The organism is Streptomyces sp. NPDC048211 (assembly GCF_043202315.1).
Lineage (GTDB): Bacteria > Actinomycetota > Actinomycetes > Streptomycetales > Streptomycetaceae > Streptomyces.
Genome location: NZ_JBIDAD010000006.1, coordinates 121395 through 141457 on the forward strand (window position 1 = coordinate 121395; position 20063 = coordinate 141457).

The 20063-nt window shown below is 72.5% G+C and carries 20 protein-coding genes; 6 read left to right on the forward strand and 14 right to left on the reverse strand.

Annotated elements, in window-relative coordinates:
- Positions 1 to 429 precede the first annotated feature (429 nt).
- The 4 genes from ACGFZA_RS22840 to ACGFZA_RS22855 all read right to left on the reverse strand — a co-directional run bounded on the left by ACGFZA_RS22840 (position 430) and on the right by ACGFZA_RS22855 (position 5356).
- Positions 430 to 1677 carry a peptidase gene (locus tag ACGFZA_RS22840; protein ID WP_393681514.1) on the reverse strand — a complete coding sequence of 416 codons (1248 nt, stop codon included), beginning with the start codon at positions 1675 to 1677 and terminating at the stop codon, positions 430 to 432.
- A gap of 371 nt (positions 1678 to 2048) precedes the next feature.
- Positions 2049 to 3020 carry a hypothetical protein gene (locus tag ACGFZA_RS22845; RefSeq protein WP_393681516.1) on the reverse strand — a complete coding sequence of 324 codons (972 nt, stop codon included), beginning with the start codon at positions 3018 to 3020 and terminating at the stop codon, positions 2049 to 2051.
- Positions 3021 to 3253: 233 nt separating this feature from the next.
- The gene (locus tag ACGFZA_RS22850; protein WP_393681518.1) at positions 3254 to 4156 is read right to left on the reverse strand and encodes a helix-turn-helix domain-containing protein; all 903 of its coding nucleotides are present in this window, start codon (positions 4154 to 4156) and stop codon (positions 3254 to 3256) included.
- Between the two features lie 243 nt (positions 4157 to 4399).
- A complete protein-coding gene (locus ACGFZA_RS22855; RefSeq protein WP_393681520.1) occupies positions 4400 to 5356 on the reverse strand; it encodes an SMP-30/gluconolactonase/LRE family protein in 957 nt (318 codons plus the stop codon).
- A 101-nt stretch (positions 5357 to 5457) separates the two neighbouring features.
- Here ACGFZA_RS22855 and ACGFZA_RS22860 point away from each other — a divergent pair, with 101 nt between their 5' ends.
- On the forward strand, positions 5458 to 5934 hold the full coding sequence (locus ACGFZA_RS22860) for an Lrp/AsnC family transcriptional regulator (protein ID WP_385283031.1): 477 nt from the start codon (positions 5458 to 5460) through the stop codon (positions 5932 to 5934).
- 50 nt (positions 5935 to 5984) lie between these two features.
- Here the strand turns inward: ACGFZA_RS22860 and ACGFZA_RS22865 are convergent, their stop codons facing one another.
- Entirely contained in the window at positions 5985 to 6572 is a 588-nt protein-coding gene (locus tag ACGFZA_RS22865) for a DUF1700 domain-containing protein (RefSeq protein ID WP_385283034.1), read from the reverse strand.
- A 14-nt stretch (positions 6573 to 6586) separates the two neighbouring features.
- Positions 6587 to 6970, reverse strand: a complete 384-nt coding sequence (locus ACGFZA_RS22870) for a PadR family transcriptional regulator (RefSeq protein WP_385283037.1) — start codon at positions 6968 to 6970, stop codon at positions 6587 to 6589.
- A gap of 186 nt (positions 6971 to 7156) precedes the next feature.
- On the opposite strand from ACGFZA_RS22870, the gene ACGFZA_RS22875 reads away from it, so the two are divergent.
- The gene (locus ACGFZA_RS22875) at positions 7157 to 8482 is read left to right on the forward strand and encodes an ammonium transporter (RefSeq protein ID WP_385283039.1); all 1326 of its coding nucleotides are present in this window, start codon (positions 7157 to 7159) and stop codon (positions 8480 to 8482) included.
- Positions 8479 to 8817 (forward strand): P-II family nitrogen regulator, encoded by a 339-nt coding sequence (locus tag ACGFZA_RS22880; RefSeq protein ID WP_393681524.1) that lies wholly within the window; start codon positions 8479 to 8481, stop codon positions 8815 to 8817. The genes ACGFZA_RS22875 and ACGFZA_RS22880 overlap by 4 nt, the downstream gene beginning before the upstream one ends.
- Positions 8818 to 9039: 222 nt before the next feature.
- Here ACGFZA_RS22880 and ACGFZA_RS22885 read toward each other — a convergent pair whose 3' ends face one another.
- The 6 genes from ACGFZA_RS22885 to ACGFZA_RS22910 all read right to left on the reverse strand — a co-directional run bounded on the left by ACGFZA_RS22885 (position 9040) and on the right by ACGFZA_RS22910 (position 16365).
- Positions 9040 to 9693 carry a response regulator gene (locus tag ACGFZA_RS22885; protein WP_393681526.1) on the reverse strand — a complete coding sequence of 218 codons (654 nt, stop codon included), beginning with the start codon at positions 9691 to 9693 and terminating at the stop codon, positions 9040 to 9042.
- Between the two features lies 1 nt (position 9694).
- Positions 9695 to 10882: a sensor histidine kinase gene (locus tag ACGFZA_RS22890; RefSeq protein ID WP_393681528.1), complete on the reverse strand. Its 1188-nt coding sequence runs from the start codon at positions 10880 to 10882 to the stop codon at positions 9695 to 9697.
- Between the two features lie 5 nt (positions 10883 to 10887).
- Positions 10888 to 13098, reverse strand: coding sequence for an MMPL family transporter (locus tag ACGFZA_RS22895; RefSeq protein ID WP_393681530.1), 2211 nt, complete (start codon positions 13096 to 13098; stop codon positions 10888 to 10890).
- 141 nt (positions 13099 to 13239) lie between these two features.
- A complete protein-coding gene (locus ACGFZA_RS22900; protein ID WP_393681532.1) occupies positions 13240 to 13833 on the reverse strand; it encodes a GNAT family N-acetyltransferase in 594 nt (197 codons plus the stop codon).
- A gap of 58 nt (positions 13834 to 13891) precedes the next feature.
- Positions 13892 to 14656: a peptidoglycan recognition protein gene (locus tag ACGFZA_RS22905; RefSeq protein ID WP_385283058.1), complete on the reverse strand. Its 765-nt coding sequence runs from the start codon at positions 14654 to 14656 to the stop codon at positions 13892 to 13894.
- Between the two features lie 161 nt (positions 14657 to 14817).
- Positions 14818 to 16365, reverse strand: a complete 1548-nt coding sequence (locus tag ACGFZA_RS22910; protein WP_393681535.1) for a hypothetical protein — start codon at positions 16363 to 16365, stop codon at positions 14818 to 14820.
- A 302-nt stretch (positions 16366 to 16667) separates the two neighbouring features.
- Here ACGFZA_RS22910 and crcB (ACGFZA_RS22915) point away from each other — a divergent pair, with 302 nt between their 5' ends.
- Genes crcB (ACGFZA_RS22915) through crcB (ACGFZA_RS22925) form a run of 3 tightly spaced genes read left to right on the forward strand, consistent with a single transcriptional unit; the run spans position 16668 to position 17802 of the window.
- On the forward strand, positions 16668 to 17084 hold the full coding sequence (gene crcB / locus ACGFZA_RS22915) for a fluoride efflux transporter CrcB (RefSeq protein WP_385283064.1): 417 nt from the start codon (positions 16668 to 16670) through the stop codon (positions 17082 to 17084).
- On the forward strand, positions 17081 to 17431 hold the full coding sequence (locus ACGFZA_RS22920; protein WP_385283067.1) for a DUF190 domain-containing protein: 351 nt from the start codon (positions 17081 to 17083) through the stop codon (positions 17429 to 17431). The genes crcB (ACGFZA_RS22915) and ACGFZA_RS22920 overlap by 4 nt, the downstream gene beginning before the upstream one ends.
- The gene (gene crcB, locus ACGFZA_RS22925; protein WP_385283070.1) at positions 17428 to 17802 is read left to right on the forward strand and encodes a fluoride efflux transporter CrcB; all 375 of its coding nucleotides are present in this window, start codon (positions 17428 to 17430) and stop codon (positions 17800 to 17802) included. The genes ACGFZA_RS22920 and crcB (ACGFZA_RS22925) overlap by 4 nt, the downstream gene beginning before the upstream one ends.
- Before the next feature lie 70 nt (positions 17803 to 17872).
- On the opposite strand, the gene ACGFZA_RS22930 is transcribed toward crcB (ACGFZA_RS22925), so the two are convergent.
- Positions 17873 to 18184 carry an SCO5918 family protein gene (locus ACGFZA_RS22930; RefSeq protein ID WP_385283073.1) on the reverse strand — a complete coding sequence of 104 codons (312 nt, stop codon included), beginning with the start codon at positions 18182 to 18184 and terminating at the stop codon, positions 17873 to 17875.
- A 51-nt stretch (positions 18185 to 18235) separates the two neighbouring features.
- Positions 18236 to 19831 carry a DEAD/DEAH box helicase gene (locus ACGFZA_RS22935; RefSeq protein WP_393681538.1) on the reverse strand — a complete coding sequence of 532 codons (1596 nt, stop codon included), beginning with the start codon at positions 19829 to 19831 and terminating at the stop codon, positions 18236 to 18238.
- Positions 19832 to 20063 lie beyond the last annotated feature (232 nt).

Consider the following 20063-nt stretch of genomic DNA (forward strand, 5'->3'; position numbering starts at 1 on the left):
CCATAGGCGTCTCGTCGCTGAACGATGCTTGCCGAGGTGAGGCCGGGACCGGTGCCTTGAGTGCGGGTCTACCGGCGCCTCGGCTGCTCTTCTGCTTCTTGGTCCGGTTGAGGACCCAGCGGCCGGGCTCGACTGTGTCCCGGCCGGCGCGGGTCCGGAACACGGGCCACGGATGGGGCTCTCTGACGGCACGGGGGCAGTTCCGGTTACTCGGGAGGCCGCTGGCGGTGCTCGTTCGGCTCACCCGCAGGTCCGGACGGCGACGCGAACAGCTGACGCAACTGCATGGGGCTTCGGCGGCCCCCGGCCGCGCCGAGCGCTCCGCACCCGTCGCACGACCGAGGCCCGACACCTTTCGGTGTCGGGCCTGTTGAGCGGTCGGCGCGCGAGCCGGGCTGGCGCATGCCCGGCCGGCGCTCCCCTCCTGCGTCAGACGCGGGAACCGGCCTCGCGGCGGCGTACGGCGAACATCGCGCCCGCGCCGATCACCAGGGCGGCGCCGCTCGCGAGGGCGAGCCGCGACGGCTCGGAGGAGGAGCCCGTGGCCGCGAGGCTGCCGTTCACGGGACCAGCCGGCGTGCCGCTCTGCGGCTTCACGTCCGAGGCGGGGGACTTGGTCGCGCCGGGCTTGCCAGGGGTGTCACCGCCGGGCTTGCCGGGCTTGCTTCCCGCCACGGCGACCGCGAAGTCGGGACCGTGGGTGGTAGGGCTCTGACCGCATGTGCCGTCGACGTTCCAGTAGTTGCCGGTGACCTGGGTGGAGCCGTTGGCCGCAGGGGCCGAGGCGTCGATGGTGAAGCGCATCTTGACGTCGACGTGGGCGCCGGCCTTCAGTGGACTGATCTTCTCCATGTGGTCCTCGACGTCGACGGTCTTCCACGTCGAGGACGAGGGGGACCACCGCTGCAGGTGCACCAGGTAGTCGAGGGACCCGTGCCCGCTCCGGGGATTCACGTGGATGAAGACGCCCGGAATCAGCTGATCCATCGTCTTGCCCGTGCCGTTGGTCACCCGGTACGTGAAGTCGACCTTCTCACCGGCGACCACCGTGGACGGCACACCGGTGAGGACCACGGTGAGCTTGGCGTCGGAGACGCAGATGTCGGAGTAGTCACCGCCGACGGGCTCCTCCTTCGCCTTGGCCAGCGCCTCGTCGGCCGCGGTCTTCGCGTCGAGCGCTTCCTTGGTGACCCCGCGCGCCAGGGACAGGGCGCGGGCCGCGCCGACCCGCGCGTCGTCGTGCGCGTCGTCGGCCTCCAGCACCTTGGCGTCGGCGGCGGCCTTGGCCTCACCCGCTGCCGCGGCCCCGGCCTCGGCCTTGGCGAGAGCCGTCGCCGCGGCGGTCCTCTCCGCATCCGTCGCCGTCCCGGAGAGGCCGTCGACGACCGCCTTGGCCTCGGCTGCCACCCGGTCGGCCTCGGTCTTGGCGGTGGCGGCTTCAACCGCCGCGGCCTTGGCGGCCTTGGCCGCGAGGGCCAGGGGCGTCGTGTCGGACATGATCACTTTCAGAGCCGCAAACGTGGCGGCCTCGGCCGCTACGGCGTCGTCGTACGCCGTCTTCGCCGCGGCGGCGGCCTTCTCCAACTCCGCCACGGACGGCTTGTGCTGGGTCTGCGCCGACGGCTTGTCGTCGGCGAGCGCGGGAGAGATCGACAGCAGGAGGGCAGGCGTGGTCACTGCGGCGGCAACGGCTGTGGCAAGAATCCGGCGGATCTTCACTTGAGCCCTTCGGGGTCCGAAAGCGAGAAGAAGAGTCGCTGCGGAATGGGGCACGCAGATGCGACTGGAGGCGATCGTATGACCGGAATTCCGGCCGGCCGCCACACCTCCTCCACCCGCTCCGTCCGGCGCCGGAACACCGGACGGACACACGAGACGAAACGGCGCAGTTGCTTTCACTACCGGAGCTATCGGTGTGATGAACAACACATGGACTGAGGGCGTCTTCCCCGGTGACGCCCAGAACATCCAGGCAATCCGCGCCACTTGGGCAGCCCTTCGTCCCCGCCGGAGACCTGTTCCGGCGGGGGCGGTACGGGATCCGGGCGTCAGCGGCGGCCGTTCAGGCGGGCGCGCAGCAGGTTGGGGTCGGTCTTCGTGGTGTAGGCGGCGCTGAGCACGTACACGCGGTCGTGGTGCAGGGCGATGGAGGTGGGGCCCTGGAGGCCGCCGGCGGCGTCGAGGACGGTGGTGCTGGTGCCGTCGGGCCGGACACGTACGACCTCGTTGGGGCCGTTGAGTGCGGCCAGGACCTGGTTGCCGTGACCGGTGAAGGCGAAGTCGTCGATGCCCACAAGGCCCGATGCCCTGGTCTGCGGGGCACCCGCGCGGTTGCCGGGGAGGACGGGGATCCGCAGGAGGGTGCCCTGGTCGAGGTTGCTCACCCACAGAGCACCGTCGTGCACCTTCGCGCCGTTGACGCCGAGGAAGCCGGTCGAGGCGAGTTCGGGTGCGGTGGACCAGGCGGTGGGGGTCCCGCCGCCGGTGGGAACGGTCCACACCGTGCCGAGGACCGAGTCGGTGATGTAGAACTGCTTGCCGCGCTCGTCGAGGGCGAGCCCGTTGGGCAGGCCGTTCGCGGGGAGCGCGGCGATGCGCTGCGGCTGCTGGCCGGGGCGCATCCGCCACAGGCCCGTCAGGTCCGAAGTGCCGGTGGCGTACAGCACGTACACGGTGCCGTCCGCGCTGCGGACGATGCCGGTGGTCAGGGGGAATCCGAGGACCGGCGTGTTGCCTCCGCCGCCGGCGGGTGCGGGAAGCGTGGCCAGGACGCGGGTCGCTCCGCCGGGGGTGACCCGGACGATCTGGCGGGCACCGGCGAAGGTGACGTACGCGGTGCCGTCGGGCAGCAGGGCGACGTTCTCCGGCATCTGGCCCGCGTTCACGTCGAAGTGGCCGGTGATCCGGACATCGGTCAGTTGCCTGCCGCTCCCCGTCGCGTCGGCCGGTGCGGCCGCGGTGAGGGCCGCGGCGGCCACGAGGACGGCCGACAGGGTGGTCATGAGGGTGCGCTGGGACATGGTCGCTTCTCCGGTTTCGGGCATGCGGCAGCCGCGACGCGGCGCGCTGTCTCGGTCATGGGGGTGCGTCCCGACGGCGGTTGAGCCGCGGGCCGGTGGACGCGGGAGTGGGCCGGGCGGCCCGGAGGTCTCGGGTCAGCCGGGGGTGCAGTGGCGCAGTGGTGGGCCGGGCGGCCCGAGCGCTCGGGCCGCCCGGGGGTACGGGGGTGCGCCGGGCGGCCCGGGTCCTCGGGTCAGCCGGTGGTGCGGGGGTGCGCGTCGAGCCGGGGGTGGGCCGCTTCCTGCTGCGCGACGGCATGGGCGAGCAGGGTCAGCGCGGTCGCGGAGGGCGATCCCGGGGCGGCCGTGGCCACCACCAGGGCGGGCCCGTCGCCCCCCGGGCTCTGCAGCGTCTGCTGGGTGACGGTCAGCGTCCCCACCAGCGGGTGACGCATCCCGTAGTCGGCGGTGTCGCAGGCCAGGATCCGGTGGTCCGCCCACATCGTGGCGAACTCCGCGCTCCGCATGGTCAGTTCTCCGATCAGTGCGGCCAGCCGAGGATCGTCCGGATGCCGGCCGGCCGTCAGTCGCAGACTGCCCACCACGGCACCGGCCTTGGCGGTCCAGTCGGTGTAGAGGTCGCGGGTATGGGCGTCGAGGAACACCAGCCGCGCCATGTTGGGCCGTTGACCCGGTTCGTCGGGACAGCCCGGATCGAGATGGCCGGCGAACAGCGCGTGTCCCTGGCGGTTCCAGGCCAGGACGTCGCTGCGGCGCCCCAGCACGATGGCGGGTGTGCCGTCGATGGCCGCCAGCAGGGCCCGGGTGGCCTCGGAGATCCGCTCGGGCCTCGGCCGCGCGGCGGGTCTGCCTCCTCTCGGTACGCGGGCCAGAGCATGCAGGTGGGCCCGTTCCGCCTCGTCCAGCCGCAGCGCACCGGCGAGGGCGTCGAGCACCTGGGGCGAGGCGTTGTGCGACTGGCCCTGTTCCAGGCGGGTGTAGTAGGGGGCGCTGATGCCCGCGAGCAACGCGAGCTCCTCGCGCCGCAGCCCGGGCACCCGGCGCCGCTCACCGTACGTCCGCAGTCCGACGTCCTCGGGCCGCAGCTGACCTCTGCGCGCCTGGAGGAAGTCGGCGAGTCGCCCGTGCTTCTTCATGTGACCGAGTATGCGCACCTCCGCCGGCCCGTGCCTCACCCTGCCGGGGTACGGATCCGGGGGGTCAGGGACCGGCCGGGGCGACCGGCACCGTACTGAACGGCGCCTCCCTGACGTCCTGTTCGGACCATCCGGGCTCGGACCGTCCGGACCGTTCGGACCATCCGGACCCGGACCACTCGCAGCGCCGTCCGGACCACGCGCACCGCTCAGGCGCTCCGGCCGCCCAGGCGCTCCGACGGCTCAGGCCCGCCGGTCCAGCCACGGCCTGCGCCCCGGGCCGGTCGGGTGCGTGCCCGTCACGCCCATGACGACCGAGTAGACGCTGGTCTCCGCGGCGATGAAGAGGCGGTTGCGCTTCGCCCCGCCCCAGGAGATGTTCGCCACCGCCTCCGGGACGTCGAGCCGGCCGATCAGGGTGCCGTCGGGGTCGTAGCAGTGCACTCCGTCATCCATGGCGGCGGCCCAGAGCCGTCCGCCGTCGTCGAAGCGGAGGTTGTCGAAGCGGGCGGCCTCGCGCGCCCCGGCGGCCGCGAAGACCTGGCCGTCGGACAGCGTGGCGTCGTCCCGTACGTCGAAGACGCGGATGACGCCGGCCCGGGTGTCGGAGACGTACAACCGCTCCTCCTCCGCGGAGAAGACCAGCCCGTTCGGTGCGCCGAAACCGTCGGCGACCAGGCGCACTTCCGCGGTGGCCGGGTCGATGCGGTACACGTTGTTGGATCCGATCTCGCCCTCCGCGCGGTAGCCCTCGTAGTCACTGGTGATGCCGAAGTCCGGGTCGGAGAACCAGATCGATCCGTCGGACTTCACCGTCGCGTCGTTGGGGCTGTTCAGCCGCTTGCCCTGCCAGTGGGAGGCCAGCACCGTCACCGTGCCGTCGTGCTCGGTCCGGGTCACGCGGCGGTTGCCCTGCTCGCAGCTGATGAGCCGGCCCTCGCGGTCGAGCGTGTTGCCGTTCGGGTGGCCCGCCGAGCGCCGGAAGACGCTCACCGCCCCGGTCTCCTCGTCCCAGCGCAGCAGCCGGTCGTTCGGGATGTCGCTCCACACCAACTGCCGCCACGCGGGCACGTAGACCGGGCCCTCGGCCCAACGGCAGCCGGTGTACAGGACTTCGAGGCCGTCGTCGCCGTTCATGCACCGCCCGGTACGGAACCGGTCGTCGAAGATCTCGTACAGCGCGGAACGTTCGGTGGTCATGGACGTCCATCCCTTCCGACAGGCACCGAATGAATTTCGGCGCCGAGCGAAGATTGCCGGATGGGATATGGTCACATCAAGTAGTCGCCGAATGGAGAGTCGTGGATCACATAGACCGGGCGCTGCTGGAGCAGCTCCAGCAGGACGCGACCCAGTCCTACGCGGCGCTGGGGCAGGCGGTGGGCCTCTCCACCGGCGCGGCGCACGAACGGGTCCGCAAGCTGCGCGAGCGCGGCGCGATCCGCCGGACCGCGACCGACGTCGACCCGGCCGCACTGGGATACGGCGTCCTCGCCTACGTGACGGTCGACTCGACCCGCTGGATGGGCGATACGGCAGCGGAGTTCGCGGCGCTCCCCGAGATCGTGGAAGCCCACATCATCGCCGGCGACGCTTCGGTACTGGTGAAGGTCAGGACCGCCACCACCGAGCAGTTGCAGGACGTCCTGCGCCGGATCCACGCGATCGACGGCGTCAACGGGACCCGGGCCACCGTGGTGCTGGAGTCGCTCCTCGACCGTCCCGTCTCGCCGTACGGCGCCGGGCCGGAGCGACTCCGGGGTCCCGCGCCCGACTGAGCACCCCTGGCGGGGAGTCGGCGACGAGAGCGCGGCCGGCCCCTGTACGGCTACGCGCGACGCCTGTTCCGCCACAGCAGCCCGGCGCCCACCAGCGTCAGGAGGAACACCAGGGCGATGAGCGTCCAGCGCGCCACCGGTTCCGCCGCGCTGCCGTGGTGCGGAACGGGGGAGACGTACCAGGTGAGGTGCGCGACGACCGGGACGATGACGCTCAGGGTCAGGCCGGTCCACTTCTGGGCCACGGTCCAGTGGCGGGCCCGGCACACGATCACGACGGCGGCCACCCGGGCCGCGAAGCCGATCCAGGTGAGGACGATCTCCCCGAGGTACGGCAGCACGTCGCCGACCACCAGGAGCGCGAGCGGCAGCCAGGCCGGGGAGCGGCGGCGGCCGGGCCTGCGGGCGGGCTCGCCGGCCGTCCCGCCGAGCTCCTGCAGGGCCGTCGCGGCGATCGTGCGCGGGTCGCCCACCTCCCGCAGGATCTCGTGCACGCTGCCGGGGCGTTCGGCGAGCGCCACCTCTATGTGCTCGCCGAGGTCGGCCACGAGCTCCTGGCGGGCCGCGGCCGGCAGCCCCGACGCCTCACGCTCGACTGCCGCCAGATACTCGCGCGTCAGCGTTTCATCGGTCTTCAAGGTGCTGGCCTTCCCTATGCACCGAGCCCCTGGCCCGGGATGACGAGGTGATCGACGGCGTTGCGGAATCCCGGCCAGACGGCGGCGAACCGGGCGAGCGCCGCATGACCGGCCTCGGAGAGCGCGTAGTAGCGCCGAGGCGGCCCGGACGCCGACTCCTGCCAGGTGGTGACGACGAGTTCCTCCCGCCGCAGCCGTGACAGCAGGGGGTAGACCGTGCCCTGGCCGGTCGCCAGAGCGCCCGTCGCCTGCAGTTCGCTGAGCAGCTGGACCCCGTACTTCGGCTCGTCGCGCATCAGCGCGAGCACGCAGTACTCCAGCACCCCTTTCAGGAGCTGGCTTTCGATCCTGCCCGCGGCCGGGCCGTCCGCCTGGCCGCTTGCTGTGCCGGGTTCCATGCATAGCAAGGTAGCAGACGGGAAGGGCGCACTCACCACTCCTTCACACATCCCCGATGCCCGTGAGATGTCGGCAACCTCCGCGCAACGAAATGCGACGGAAACATTTGGGCCCCCGTTACGAAACGCGCAGCCGTCACGCTCGCAGTCGCCCGCACCGCACGCGCCCCGAGGAGGGACTCCGCCGTGACCCCCGTGACCGTGGCAGCGACCGGCATCGACACAGGTGACACCGCCTGGCTGCTCGCCGCCACCGCACTCGTTCTGCTGATGACGCCCGGGCTCGCGCTCTTCTACGGCGGCATGGTCCGCACGAAGAACGTACTCAACATGCTGATGATGAGCTTCGTCTCGATCGCTCTCGTCACCGTCGTCTGGCTGCTCGCCGGGTACTCGCTGGCCTTCGGCGAGGACGGGTTCGGCGGGCTCGTCGGGGATCTGCGGCACGTCGGCATGGCCGGCATCGGGCCCGACTCCATGACCGGCAGCGTGCCGACCCTGCTGTTCACCACGTTCCAGCTGACCTTCGCGATCGTCACCGCGGCGCTGATCAGCGGCGCGATCGCGGACCGCACGAAGTTCGCCGCATGGCTCGTCCTCGTGCCGGTGTGGACGCTCCTCGTCTACGCCCCCGTCGCCCACTGGGTGTGGGGCCCCGGCGGCTGGATCAAGGACTCGCTGGGCGCGCTCGACTTCGCCGGCGGGCTTGTCGTGGAGATCGCGTCCGGGGCGTCCGGGCTGGCGCTCGCGCTCGTCGTGGGGCCGCGCATCGGCTTCAAGAAGGACGCGATGCGACCGCACAACCTGCCCATGGTGATGCTCGGCGCCGGGCTGCTCTGGTTCGGCTGGCTCGGCTTCAACGGCGGCTCCGCGCTCGGCGCCAACGGCCTGGCCGCCGCCTCGGTCCTCAACACCCTGGTCGCCGGCTGCACCGGGCTGCTCGGCTGGCTCTTCGTCGAGCAGAAGCGCGACGGCCACCCCACCACCTTCGGCGCGGCATCGGGCGCGGTCGCCGGGCTGGTCGCGATCACCCCCGCCTGCGGCACCGTGGGCATCCTGGGCGGTGCCGCGGTCGGCCTCACCGCGGGGGTCGTCTGCTCGTACGCCGTCGCCTGGAAGTTCCGCTTCGGCTACGACGACTCGCTGGACGTCGTCGGTGTGCACTTCGTCGGCGGCATCGTCGGCACCCTGCTCATCGGCCTGTTCGCGACGGCCACGATGACCGGTGGCGCAGAAGGGCTGCTGTACGGAGGCGGGTTCGGCCAGCTCGCCCGGCAGGCCGTCGCCGTCCTGGCCGTGGCGGCCTACACCTTCCTCATGACGTACGGGATCGGCAAGGCCGTCGACCGGTTCATGGGCCTGCGCGCCTCCGCGGACGAGGAGCTCACCGGCCTCGACCAGACACTGCACGCGGAGAGCGCCTACGATCACGGCGCCCTGGGTCACGGCGCTCCGCAGGCCGTGACCGCCCGGCCGACGCCGCTCTCCAAGGACAGGAACTCCGCCCCATGAAGCTCATCACCGCCATCGTCAGACCGCACCGTCTCGACGAGGTGAAGACCGCGCTGCGGGAACTCGGCGTGCAAGGGCTCACCGTCACCGAAGCGAGCGGCTACGGACGGCAGCACGGCCACACCGAGGTGTACCGGGGCGCCGAGTACCGGGTCGACCTGGTCCCCAAGGTCCGGATCGAGGTCCTCGTCGCCGATCCGGACGCGGACGCGGCCATCGACGCGATCGTCCGCGCGGCCCGCACCGACCGCATCGGCGACGGCAAGGTGTGGATGCAGGCGGTCGACACGGTGGTGCGGGTCCGCACGGGCGAGCGCGGGCCGGACGCGTTGTAGTCCGGCCGCGTTGTAGTCCGGCCACGCTCCGGCCCACCGTCAGCGCGGGAGGCCGGGCGGCACCGCCTGCGCCCCCGCCTCGGCGCCCGCTTCGTCCGGGTGGAGACTCGACGCCCGCACCGGGGGCCGCCGTCCGGGCCACGCACTCGTGAACACGGGGCAGCCCTCCGCGTTCCTTGCCGGCGGGGCCGCCTGCCCCGGGCGCAGCCCCGGTTCCGGGTCCTAACTCCTCTTCAGCAGACCCGTGTCCAGCGCCACCACCACGGCCCGCGTGCGGTCGTTGACGTCGAGCTTCGCGAAGATCCGCAGCAGATGGGTCTTCACCGTGGCCTCGCCGATGAACAGCCTGCGGCCGATCTCCACGTTGGACAGCCCGTCCGCGACCGCCTGGAGCACCTCGGACTCGCGGGCGGTCAGGGTGACGGGTACGGGCCGGCGCATCCTGGCCACCAGGCGCTGCGCCACCCGCGGGGCCAGGACCGTCTCGCCCCGTGACGCCGAGTGGATCGCCTCGACCAACTGCTCGCGGGTGGCGTCCTTGAGGAGGTAGCCGGTGGCGCCCGCCTCGACGCCCCGCTCGATGTCCGCGTCGGTGTCGTACGTGGTCAGGATCAGCACCCGGGTCGGGGCCTCGCCCGCGACGATCTCCAGGGTGGCGCCCACCCCGTCCAGGACCGGCATCCGGAGGTCCAGCAGGGCCACGTCCGGGCGGAATCGCTCGACGATGCGGACCGCCTCGCGGCCGTCGCCCGCCTCGCCGACGATCTCGACGGTGGGTTCCGACGAGAGCAGCGCGACGAGTCCGGCGCGCATCACCGTGTGGTCGTCGGCCAGGATGATCCGCAACGGGGGCGCGGTGTCCGTGTCGGCTGTCATGTCATTCCTGACCGTCGGGGGCGAGCGGGATGCTGGCGAGTATCCGGGTGCCGTCGCCGAGCGAGCTGGTGACGGTGAGGCCGCCGCCGAACTCGGCGAGCCGTCTGCGCATGCCGTCGAGACCGAAGCCGCGGGAGTCCTCGACGACGAACCCGCGGCCGTCGTCGGTGATCTCCAGCTCGACGGTGTCGGGTCCGTGCGCCAGGACCACGCCGACGGTGGTCGCCGCAGCGTGCTTACGGACGTTGGCCAGGGATTCCTGGGTGCAGCGCAGCAGGGCGATCCGGGTCGGCTGGTCGCATTCGATGTCGGCGAGGTCCGCCGTCACGTCGAGTCCGGTGTCCTCGGTGAAGCGGTCCAGGGTGCGCCGGAGCGTCGCGGCGACCGATCCGGGGGCCACACCGCTGCGGGGGGCGGCGCCGACCAGGACCCGGGCCTCGGCGAGGTTCTCCCTGGCCGTCTGCTCGATGGACTGGAGCTGCTGGGCGCTGCGGTCGACGTCCACGGCCAGTTGTGACCTGGCCGCCTCCGCGAGCACGATGATGGAGGCGAAGCCCTGGGCGAGGGTGTCGTGGATCTCCCGGGCCAGGCGTTCGCGTTCCTCCGCCGCGCCCTGGCGCTGGTAGACCTCCGCCAGTTCCAACTGCGTGCTCTTCAACTCGGCCCGCAGTGCGGCCCGTTCGTCGCGCTGTGCCAGCGCCCTGGGCGTCAGCAGCGCCATCACGACGGCCACCGCCCAGACGCCGAGGGAGGAGAGGGTGTTCGTGAGGAACACGTCCGCCTGTCCGCCCTCCCGCAGGCTGCCGCCGAGGGTGATCGCCAGGGCACCGAGGCCGCTGGACAGGATCGCGCCCCGGGGGCTGTCCGCGAAGACGATGAACTGCGTGAGCGCCACGGCGTAGAAGACCCCGAAGCCGTCACCGAGGTACGAGAGCAGCCCCAGCGCGACGACGAGGACGCAGAGGTAGCCGTATCCGGCCGCCGGCCGCCCGGCCGGGCGGGTACGCACCAGGCCGTAGCAGAGGGCGAGCACGGCCGTCAGCGCGAGGATCCCGAGTTTGCGGTCCGCCGGGGTACCGCCCAGCATCGTGATCAGGATGACCAGGGCGATCAGCCCCCAGGAGAAGGCCTCCCAACCGTGAAGCACCCAGATCCAGACGGGATCGCCGCGCCGAGGCCGTTGAAGCATGCGCGTCAGCCTACGTGGGGAACGGGCCGGTCCGCGGGGACCGGAGGGACGCCGGCGGGCTTGCGGCGCAACGGGCGCCAGGCACGCTCGCCGAGGAGCAGCAGGGCGGCGGGAAGGATCATCATCCGGATGACGACGGCGTCCAGCAGGACCGCGACCGCCAGGCAGAAGCCCATCTGCTTCATCTCGGTGAGGTGCAGGAAGACGAAGGCGGCGAAGATCGTCACCATGACCAGGGCCGCGCTCGTCACCACCTTGGCCGAGCGGTCGATGCCGTCGAGCACCGCCTCGCGGGCCGTCATCCCGTGGTCCATGGCCTCCTTGATCCGGCTGACGACGAAGACCTGGTAGTCCATCGACAGGCCGAACAGGAGCACGAAGAGGAAGAGCGGCACCCTGGACGCGATCGCGCCGAGGGAGTCGAAGTCCAGCAGACCCTCGGCCCAGGTGCCCTGGAAGACCAGGACGAGCGCGCCCATCGCGGCGGCCGCGGAGAGCAGGTTCAGTACGACTCCGAGCAGGCCGACGATCACCGAGCGGAACACCAGCGCGGTCGTGACGAAGGTGAGCAGCAGAAGGAATCCGATCACCAGCGGCAGCTTGCTCCGCTCGTGGTGCACATAGTCCTGGCCGCGGGCCACGTCACCGCTGACCGCCGTGTCGACGGACGCCAACTCACCTACTGTCGCCGGGATGTAGCGGTGGCGCAGGTGGTCCAGCGAGGTGATCGCCTCGTCGGAGGGCGCCGGGTGCGGCACCGCCAGTTCCAGCACGCTGGTCCGGCCGTCGGCGGACGTGCGCACGACGGGCTCCCCGGTGCGGGCGAAGAGCGGGTCCGCCTGGGCGGTCCGGCCGAGTTCGGTCAGGGCCTTCCTGACCTCGGGTGCCTGTTCCGGGGTGCTTCGGGTCACCACCTCGTGCTTGACCAGGAGTTCGGGAAACGCCGTGGTCAGCCGGTCGTAGACCCGCATGGCCGGGATGTCGCGGGAGAAGGTGTCCTTGCCCGGGTCGACGAGCTTGAGGCCCAGCGCGGGCGCCGCCACGGCGAGCATGACCAGGACCGAGACGCACAGGGTGATCGCGGGGTGGCGCCGGGCGGGGCGCATGAGGGCGCCGAAGATCCGGCCGTTCTCGGGCTTCGCCGCCTTCGTGCGGACCGGCGCACCCCGTCTCACCCGCCGGGCGGCCTTCTTCGCGGCGCGGCGTTCGGTGCGGTGGCCGAGCTTCACGAGCAGCGCGGGCAGCACGGTGAGCGAGCTGAGGACGGCGACGGCGACGACGAGGATGGTGCCGGTGGCCAGCGAGGAGAAGATGACGTCGGTGGCCAGGTAGAGGGTGGCGGTGCAGACGATCACGGCGACGCCGGAGACCACGACGGCCCGGCCCGCGGTCGCCGCGGCGAGTTCCACGAGCGCCTCGGGGCTGAGGCGGCCGGCTGCCCGGGACCGTTCCTCGCGTTCGCGCTTGAGGTAGAAGAGGGTGTAGTCGACGCCGACCGCGAGGCCCATGAGCAGGATCATGTTGGTCCCGACGCCCGGGTCGGGCATCAGGTGCGAGGCCAGCATGGCCAGGCCCATCGTCGCGGCGATCGAGGAGAGCGCCAGGAGCAGCGGCACACCGGCCATGACGACCGACCCGAACACGATCAGCAGGATGACGAGCGTCACCGGCAGGGAGAGGCGCTCGGACAGTGCGAGGTCGTCGCCGCGCTGGTCGTTGACACCCTTGCTGATGGCGGGCGAGCCGGTCTCCTCCACGATCAGGTCCGGGTGGGCTTCCGCCACCTGCGCGGTCCGGTCGAGGAGCGGGACGACGTTCTTCCTGGCGTCGAGTTCGGCGCCCTTCATGACCACGGTCACGCGCAGGGCCGTGCCGTCCTTCGAGCGGACGGGCGGCGCCACGTCGGCCACCTCGGGCAGCGCGTCCATCCGGGCGGTGAGGTCACGGGCCGCGGCCGTGGCCCGTCGCGTGTCCAGGGGGCCGGACCTGGCGCGGATCAGGATGTGTTCGGTGGGCCGGCGCTGGAGGCCGCCGTCGGTGGCCATCGACTCGGCGTGGCCGGCCTCGCCGACCCAGAAGTCCTTCGTGGTGGCGGGGTTGTTGCCGGCGGCGATGCCCGCGCCGAGGCACAGCAGCACGAAGACGAACCAGCCGACGATCGCGCGCCACGGGTGCCGGGCGCTCCAACGGGCCATATGTACGGGTCGTGTTCTCATGCGTCCATGCTGGTTCGCTGGGCCGTTCGCCCGGCAGCCCCGCCCGGTGGAACCCGGGGTCCACCGGTCGGTGGACACGGGCCCTGGGGACTGCCCCCGTACGGGGGCCGGCGGCCGGCCCGCGTACGGATCGGCGCGAGGTCAGAGGCGGGCCTCCAGGCGGGCCTTGGCCTCGGGCCATTCGTCGGCGAGCAGCGAGAAGTAGACCGAGTCGCGCCAGGTGCCGTCGGGCCGGCGGCGGTGGCGGCGCAGCACCCCTTCGCGCTGGGCGCCGAGCCGGGCGATCGCTTCCTGGGAACGGACGTTGAGGTGGTCGGTCTTCAACTGCACCCGTCCCATGCCCAGTTCCTCGAAGGCGTGGCCGAGGAGCAGCAGCTTCGTCCCGGTGTTGACCGCCGAGCGCCAGTACGCGCGGCCGTACCACGTCGAGCCGATCTCCAGGCGCTCGTCGGCCGCGGCGATGTCCATGTAGGTGGTCCAGCCGACCGCCCGGCCGCTCGCGCGGTGGATGACGGCGAACGGGACGTACTCACCGCGCCGCGCGGCCGCGAGCAGCGCCGTGAGCTTCTCGCCGAGCTCCTCCTCGGTGCGCGGGGCCGGTCCGCCCTGCCAGCGCCAGACCTCTTCGTCACCGCCGCCGGCGGCGAAGAGATCGCCGAGGTGGTCCGGGGACAGCGGCTCGACGCGGACGTGGGGGCCGGTCAGGGTCACGGGGAGCGGGGTCGTGGCAGGCATGCCGGAATGCTAACCCCTTTCGAACTAGACACAAAGACGTTATGTACTAGTACGAAACTCAGGAGGGGCTTTCCGCGTCCTCCGTGCCCGTCCGCGCCTGGCGCAGGGCCGCGGCCGCGGCCCTGATCGCGGGCAGTTGCGCGTACAGCGCCTCGCCGGGGCAGTTGGTCTGATAGGCGTCACGGTGGCCCGAGATGACGTGCAGCACCGCCGCCTTGCCCTTCGGGTACCTGCTCGCGTCGTTCGTCGAGACCAGCCGGACCGTGCCGCGCGGATCGGACCCGGGCCGCAGCTTCCACGCGGCCACCTCGGCGAGGGCCCGCACGATGACCTGCGGCACCTCGGCCCCGCGTCCGTAGTTGCCGAGCACGGCTATGCCCACGCTGTCGGCGTTGAAGCCCGTGGTGTGCGCCCCGCGGACCTGCCGCGTGATGCCGCCGGCCCGGCCCTCGTAGATCGTCCCGCACCGGTCGACGAGGAAGTTGTAGCCGATGTCGTCCCAGCCGTTGCCCTTGATGTGGGACTCCTCGACCGCCCGCAGCATGCGGGGCACGTCCGCACAGTCGTAGGTGTTGGACTCCCCCGTGTGGTGGATGAAGACCGCCCGCACGGCGCCCGTGTAGACCGCGTGCTCCCGGACCATGCTCTCGTCCGCGTGCCAGCCGGCCCGGGTGACGATCTTCGGCTGCGGCACCCCGCGCGCCCGCTCGTGCACCTGGGCGGCCGGCGGGGGCAGCACGAGGCGCACCGGGGCGTCCCGCAGCATCAGAAGGGTGAGCGGGAGGACCGCGGCGGCCGGCCAGAGTCGGTGACGGAGCCACATGGGACCACCCTGCGGCCTCTCCGCCCGACGCGCAGATGCGGTGGCCGATCGGGTGAAACCGCTGGTCCGGCCCGCGCGCCGCGCAGGGCGGGCAGCCCGTGGTCCGGGCGGCCGCGACCCGCCTCAGCCACCGCACCCGCGCGACCGGCCTGAATCCCGGCTCAGCAGCCGCCTCCGCGCGACAGCCGGTACGCCGAGTCCAGCCGGTAGGTCCCGCCCCTCGGCACGGTCAGCCTCGTCCACTCGCCGTCCTGCCGCAGACAGCCCCCGCTGCCGCCGTCCGCACCGCGCACCCGCAGCCACGGCGAATGGGCGAGGCGCACGGTCACCGACCCCGCCTCGGGCATCCGCACCACCAGCTCGGCATCGTCGCCGCGTACGACCTGGGCGGGCGCGTCCACCAGCGGCCTCGCGCCCCGCACCCGGTAGATCGTCCACCCGTCGTCCCGCCACACCTGCTTCAGCCACGGCTGCCCGGCCCTGACCAGCGCCGCCTCCGCCTCGGCGGGGCCGTCGGGCTGTCCGTGGTGCAGCACCACGTAACCCACGGCCCACCGGTCCAGCCAGGCCCGGTACTCGTCGGGGGACAGCGTCCCGTCGTAGAAGAGCCGCCCGCGTTCGACGTCGAGCTGGCGGTTCCAGCCGCGGGCCATGTTCACGTGCGGGGCAAGTGCGGCCGCCTCGCGATGGTTTCGGGCCGGGACGACCTCCACGCGGCCGAGACCGGCGCCGAGCCGGTGGAGTTCACCGACCACGCCCTGGGTACGTGACGCCCACGACGGCACCGCGGTGGACACCCGGAGGTCGTCCACGGTCTTGTCCGCCAGCCAGTTGGCGGAGAGCACGAGGGCCACCGCCACCACCGCCGTCCGCCCCCACGCCTTCTCCCGGACGAGGGCGAGGAGCGCCATGACCAGCACGGGCACGGCGACGAGACCGAGCAGCCGCTCCACGTTCGTACCGATCGGGGAGGCGATGAGGTAGGTCAGGAGCACGCCGACGGCGTACACCACCGCGCCGTACCGCAGCAGGAGCCACTCCCGCCGCACCGGCGCCGCGACCGCGAGGACGGCGCAGACGGCGATCGGCATCCACAGCCTGTTGGCGGCCATGGGCTGTTCGCCCTCGAACGGGAAGAGCACCGTGGTGACGCCCACGACGGCGAAGAACGGCACCATCAGCACCGCGCCCTTCCGCCACTGCCGGTCCAGCAGGTACGCCGCCCCCGCCACCACGAGGAACAGCCCCGCGACCGGGCTGGCCATCGTCGCCAGCGCCCCGGCCACGAGCGCGGTCACCGGGCGGTGGACGTACAGACAGGCCACGAGCCCGACGGCGACCCCGAGCGCGAAGGTCGTACGTCCGGAGGCGACGTTGCACCACAGGGCGAGCGCCGCGAGGACCGCCGGCACGAGAGCGTGCGGCACATCTCTGCGGACGAAGAGGAGCGCCATCAGCCAGGTGCCCGCGATCCCCGCGGCGACGGACACCGCCCGGACGCCGAAGAAGGCCATCAAGTACGAAGAGAAGACGCTGTAGTTGGCCGTGTGCGTCCCCCCGTACCAGGAGAGGTTGTAGGCCGCGCCCGGGTGGCGGGCGGTAAATCCCGACCAGGCGACCTGCGCGGCGAGGTCACCGCCGCCGGTGGCCAGGACGGCAGCCCACACGGCGTAGAGCGGAACCACGACGGCCACGGCGACGACCGGCACCCGGTTCCGGCGCCACCACGACGCGCGGACTTCCGGCTCCCGGCCACGCTGACGGGGGATGCGCCCCCGCTCTATGGTCCCGACCGCTGTCCGCAACTCCCCGTTGGCATACACCCGGGCAACCCTAAGGGCTGTGCTCCCCGCGGCACACGGGCGATATCCTGAGGACAGCGGGGACCGGCGACGGCCGCCGCACGGCGGTGGGGCCCGCCGTACCCGAACCACGGCGCGTGCCGTCAACGGTCCCTACTTGCGACCGTGCGAGCCCGCGTCCGGCGGGCGCCCCGGCAGGTAGGAGACGTGTGTCCGCGAAGACCCCCCACCCGCAGACCGCCGCCGTCGCGGTGGTCGCGCTCGGCGGCGCGGTGGGCGCGAGCGCCCGCTACGGCGCCGCGCTCCTGTGGCCCACGGCAACGGACGGATTCCCGTGGACGACCCTCGTGGTGAACGTCGTCGGCTGCGCGGTGATCGGTGTGTTCATGGTGGTGATCAGCGAGGCGTGGACCGCCCACCGCCTGGTACGGCCGTTCTTCGGCACCGGGGTACTGGGCGGCTTCACCACCTTCTCCACGTACGCCGTCGACATCGAGCGTCTCGTCGACGGCGGCCGGGCCCGTACCGGCCTGGCCTACCTGGCGCTGACCCTGCTCGCGGCCCTCGTGGCGGTATGGAGCGCGGTGTGGACGACCCGCCGCGCACTGGCGTGGAGGCAGACATGACGACTTCGCACACGGCACCGGGCCTGCGGCTGACCGTCCTGGCCGGCGAGTCCGACACCTGGCACCACCGTCCGGTCTGCACGGAGATCGTGCACCGGGCGCACGCGGCGGGACTCGCGGGCGCCACCGTCTTCCGGGGCGTCGAGGGCTTCGGCTCCTCCTCGATGATCCACACCCAGCGGCTGCTCTCGCTCAGCGACGACCTGCCGGTCGCGGTGGTGATCGTGGACACGGAGGCGAGGATCCGCGCGTTCCTGCCCCTGATCGCCGATCTGGCCGTCGGCCCGGTCACGCTGGACGCCTGCGAGATCGTCCGCCCGGCGCCGGACCCCGGGGAGCGCCGGTGAACTGGCTGCTGGTGATCATCGGTGCGGCGGTCGGTGCCCCGCTGCGCTACCTGACCGACCGGGCGGTGCAGGCCAGGCACGACACCGTCTTCCCGTGGGGGACCTTCGCGGTGAACGTGAGCGGCTGTCTGGCGCTGGGCCTGCTGACCGGCGCGGTGGCGGCCGGCGCCGCGTCCTCGCACCTGCAGCTGCTGCTGGGGACGGGGCTCTGCGGGGCACTGACCACGTACTCGACGTTCAGTTACGAGACGCTGCGGCTGGCCGAGGGCGGGGCGCGGTTCTATGCGGCGGCCAACGCGGTGGCGAGTGTGGTCGCGGGCCTGGGGGCGGCCTTCGCCGGTGTCGCGCTCGCCGAGGCGCTCTGGACCTGACACCGCACACGCCGAGGCCCGGCCTCCCCCGTGGGGAGGCCGGGCCTCGGCGTGTGACGCGGGCCCCGGCTCAGGCGTCCTGGCCGGGCGTCCCCAGGGCGGCGGACGCCGCTTCCAGGGGGCTGAGCACCACGGGTGCGGCGGGCGCCGGGACGGACCGGCAGGTGAAGCCGAGGCGCGAGAGCGCCCTGGTCACCTCACCGGCCGAGAAGTCGCGGCGGTCCTGCCGGGTGATGACCTCGCCCACCTGCTTGACGGGGTACACACGACGGCTGATGATCACCGATTCCCCGGTGACGGGTTCGGGCTTGATGCCCTTCATCGATTCCTCGACCTCGTGCTTGAACAGGTCGAACGGGAAGCGGGCGATGACGCAGCGCATAGTGCCTCAACGGGATCGGGGGACGGAACCGGGCGGGAACGCGGGTGCCGGTCAGGCGGCACGGTCGCCGGAGGAGCGGCGCGGCGCGCCACCGCTCCGCGACGCGGAGAAGGACGACGCCGACGACGCGGACGACGACGAGCGGCGCGCCTGCGACGGACGGCTGCGCCGGCCGCGGGAGGAGGAGCCGCCCTTGGGGCGCTCGGACGGCGGCGAGGTGATGGTGACGGGGATCCCCGACGGCGCCTGCGCACCGGTGATCCGGCTCAGCTCGGCCTCGCCGGAGCGGACCTCGGCAACCTGCGGGGTGATCCCTGCGTCGGCCATCAGCCGCGTCATCTCACGGCGCTGGTTGGGCAGCACCAGGGTGACGACACTGCCGGACTCGCCAGCGCGGGCGGTGCGGCCGCCGCGGTGCAGGTAGTCCTTGTGGTCGCTCGGCGGGTCGACGTTGACGACCAGGTCGAGGTTGTCGACGTGGATGCCCCGGGCCGCGACGTTCGTGGCGACCAGCACCGTGACGTGCCCGGTCTTGAAGCGCGTCAGGGTCCGGGTGCGCTGCGGCTGGGACTTCCCGCCGTGCAGCGCCGCCGCCCGAACCCCGCTGCTGAGCAGGTGGTCGGTGAGCTTGTCCACGGCGTGCTTGGTGTCCAGGAACATGATCACGCGGCCGTCGCGGGCGGCGATCTCCGTCGTGGTGGCGTACTTGTCGGCGCCGCGGACGTAGAGCACGTGGTGCTCCATCGTCGTCACCGCACCGGCGGCCGGGTCGACCGAGTGGACGACCGGGTCGTGCAGGTATCGGCGGACCAGCAGGTCGACGTTGCGGTCCAGGGTCGCCGAGAACAGCATCCGCTGGCCCTCCGCCTGCACCTGGTCGAGCAGCCCGGTGACCTGCGGCATGAAGCCCATGTCGGCCATCTGGTCGGCCTCGTCCAGGACGGTGATGGTGACCCGGTCCAGGATGCAGTCACCGCGGTCGATCAGGTCCTTCAGCCGGCCGGGCGTGGCGACGACGACCTCGGAGCCGCCACGCAGCGCGGAGGCCTGCCGGCCGATCGACATGCCGCCGACGACGGTGGCCATCCGCAGCTTGAGCGAGCGGGCGTACGGGGTGAGCGCGTCGGTCACCTGCTGGGCGAGCTCGCGGGTGGGGACGAGGACCAGGGCCAGCGGGCGGCGGGCCTCGGCGCGCCGTCCCTCGATACGGGCCAGCAGGGCCAGCCCGAAGGCGAGCGTCTTGCCGGAGCCGGTACGGCCGCGGCCGAGCACGTCACGGCCGGCGAGCGAGTTCGGCAGCGTGGCCGCCTGGATCGGGAAGGGCACGGTGACGCCCTCGTTCGCGAGCGCCGACAGCAGCGGCGCGGGCATGTCGAGGTCGGCGAAGGCCTCGACGGCGGGCAGTCCCGGCGTGATGGTCTTCGGCAGGGCGAACTCGCCCTGCTTGGCGGCGGGGCGACGGCCGTAGCCGCCACCGGAGCGCTGGGCCGGAGCGCCGAAGCGGCCCTGGCCGCCGCCCTGACGGCCCGGGGCCTGCGAGCGGAAGCCGCCGCCACCCGAACGGGAGCCGCCGGAACCGGTGGCTCCACCGCCGCGGGTGGTGCGGGAGAAACGGTCGTTGGAACGAGCTGTGCGATCGCGGTTCATGCAGAACCTTTCCTCGATATGGCGCGTATCGAGGAATTCATTGCGGCGACGAGCGGCACAAGAATCGCAAGAACGGGCCGTTGGCATACGTGAACGAAGCCCGGCGGCCGGTCTTGAGCCGATACGGGCCCGGCAGAGCCGGGTCCGGCGCTTCGCAATGACGGACGAGCCGGCCCGGGACACGGGCCTGCGGGTCTCGTCACGGGGCTCCGGCGGACCGGTGGTCCGGGAG

Excerpts from the sequence above, each read along its gene's own strand:
- ACGFZA_RS22845 (WP_393681516.1), bottom strand. The coding sequence starts at position 3,020 with ATGTCCCAGCGCACCCTCATGACCACCCTGTCGGCCGTCCTCGTGGCC.
- ACGFZA_RS22850 (WP_393681518.1), bottom strand. The coding sequence starts at position 4,156 with ATGAAGAAGCACGGGCGACTCGCCGACTTCCTCCAGGCGCGCAGAGGT.
- ACGFZA_RS22855 (WP_393681520.1), bottom strand. The coding sequence starts at position 5,356 with ATGACCACCGAACGTTCCGCGCTGTACGAGATCTTCGACGACCGGTTC.
- ACGFZA_RS22870 (WP_385283037.1), bottom strand. The coding sequence starts at position 6,970 with ATGGAACCCGGCACAGCAAGCGGCCAGGCGGACGGCCCGGCCGCGGGC.
- ACGFZA_RS22880 (WP_393681524.1), top strand. The coding sequence starts at position 8,479 with ATGAAGCTCATCACCGCCATCGTCAGACCGCACCGTCTCGACGAGGTG.
- ACGFZA_RS22885 (WP_393681526.1), bottom strand. The coding sequence starts at position 9,693 with ATGACAGCCGACACGGACACCGCGCCCCCGTTGCGGATCATCCTGGCC.
- ACGFZA_RS22890 (WP_393681528.1), bottom strand. The coding sequence starts at position 10,882 with ATGCTTCAACGGCCTCGGCGCGGCGATCCCGTCTGGATCTGGGTGCTT.
- ACGFZA_RS22895 (WP_393681530.1), bottom strand. The coding sequence starts at position 13,098 with ATGAGAACACGACCCGTACATATGGCCCGTTGGAGCGCCCGGCACCCG.
- ACGFZA_RS22900 (WP_393681532.1), bottom strand. The coding sequence starts at position 13,833 with ATGCCTGCCACGACCCCGCTCCCCGTGACCCTGACCGGCCCCCACGTC.
- ACGFZA_RS22905 (WP_385283058.1), bottom strand. The coding sequence starts at position 14,656 with ATGTGGCTCCGTCACCGACTCTGGCCGGCCGCCGCGGTCCTCCCGCTC.
- ACGFZA_RS22920 (WP_385283067.1), top strand. The coding sequence starts at position 17,081 with ATGACGACTTCGCACACGGCACCGGGCCTGCGGCTGACCGTCCTGGCC.
- ACGFZA_RS22930 (WP_385283073.1), bottom strand. The coding sequence starts at position 18,184 with ATGCGCTGCGTCATCGCCCGCTTCCCGTTCGACCTGTTCAAGCACGAG.
- ACGFZA_RS22935 (WP_393681538.1), bottom strand. The coding sequence starts at position 19,831 with ATGAACCGCGATCGCACAGCTCGTTCCAACGACCGTTTCTCCCGCACC.